This is a genomic window from Streptomyces sp. NRRL F-2664 (genome assembly GCF_000719345.1).
Classification (GTDB): domain Bacteria; phylum Actinomycetota; class Actinomycetes; order Streptomycetales; family Streptomycetaceae; genus Streptomyces.
This window is the reverse complement of record NZ_JOFX01000233.1, coordinates 1-1,103: the sequence shown is the minus strand read 5'-3', so window position 1 is coordinate 1,103 and position 1,103 is coordinate 1. Positions and strand designations below refer to the sequence as shown.

At 69.4% G+C, this 1,103-nt stretch carries 1 protein-coding gene and 1 pseudogene; both read right to left on the bottom strand.

Features of this window, described 5'->3' with window-relative positions:
* Window positions 1-183, bottom strand: a 183-nt coding sequence (locus tag IF89_RS39335; protein WP_043194866.1) for a hypothetical protein, incomplete at its 3' end; no start/stop codon positions are given.
* An 821-nt stretch (window positions 184-1,004) separates the two neighbouring features.
* Window positions 1,005-1,103: pseudogene (locus IF89_RS45600) on the bottom strand (IS481 family transposase); the annotation flags it as partial.

Sequence of the window (1,103 nt, the reverse complement as noted above, 5' to 3'; positions counted from 1 at the left end):
GCCCTCTTCGGTGTCGACGAAGGGCAGGCCCAGGCCCATGCCCGCGCCCAAACCCTGCCGGTCCACCCCCAGACCCGACAACTCCTGGTCATACGACAGAGCCAGCGCAAACCCCGCCTCCCCCCGCCCCGCCGTCGCCAGCAGCGGCACCTCCAAGGAGTAGCGGCCGGTCCGCACATCCACCGCACCCCCCGCCTCCTCACCCGGCGCAAACACACCCGACATGAGCCCTGCCTCGGCAGCCCCCGCCCATGCGGCAACTGTTGCAGGTGCAGGTGCAGGTGCAGGTGCAGGCAACGCTCCAGCCAAGCTGCCGCAGACAGCCGTTCCGGCGCAGACAAGGACCAGGAAACCAGCGAGGCCGCCCTGGCGGCGGTCACGATGGACAGCAGACACAAAAGACCCCCACGGGCTCGGACAGCAGAAGGGACGGCCCCCTACACTCCACCAGAGCAGACACACTTCAGCCTCCTTCGATCAGAGCGCCAAACGGTCCGCTGCACACTGACCTCAGGGCTGTCGGTTCTGGCACAGCTTTGGGATGTCTGCGCGTCGCTGTGCTTGTCGCTCCAAGGAGGATTCCGGATGCGGCCTCTGGAACGGCGGTGGCCGTCCGGGTTCTGAACCAGTCGGGGCCGGGGCCGGCCTGAGGGCGGCGCAGCAGTCGGGCCGACCAGGGACACGGCTACAGGCAAGGTCATGCGTGGCGGTCGTGGGGTGTTGTGCCGGGGTGCGTTTGGAGGAGGGCTCCTGTCGCCGCGCTGTCGGGTGGTGTTGAAGACCCCTGCGGCCGCGTCGGCCAGGGACGGCCCCAGGCTCCTGGTGGCGGAGTGGCGCCGCGACCAGGCCGGACCCGGTGCTAGCCGTCATCCAGTGCTACGGCTGGACCCACGGTACCCACCGCCGCCGGTCCGGCCGTCGCTGCACTTTCGGCGCCGAGGCCGTCCTCTCTACCCGCTCGGCTACGGCGACGACGCTGCGGCGCGGGGGGCCGCCGACCACCTCTAGGTGTATTGACCCGCAGTGTTGTTGATTCGGCTGATGGGTGGGTGTCCGTCGAGTGCGGTGTGGCAGCGGTGGTGGTTGTAGGTGTGGAGGAAGTC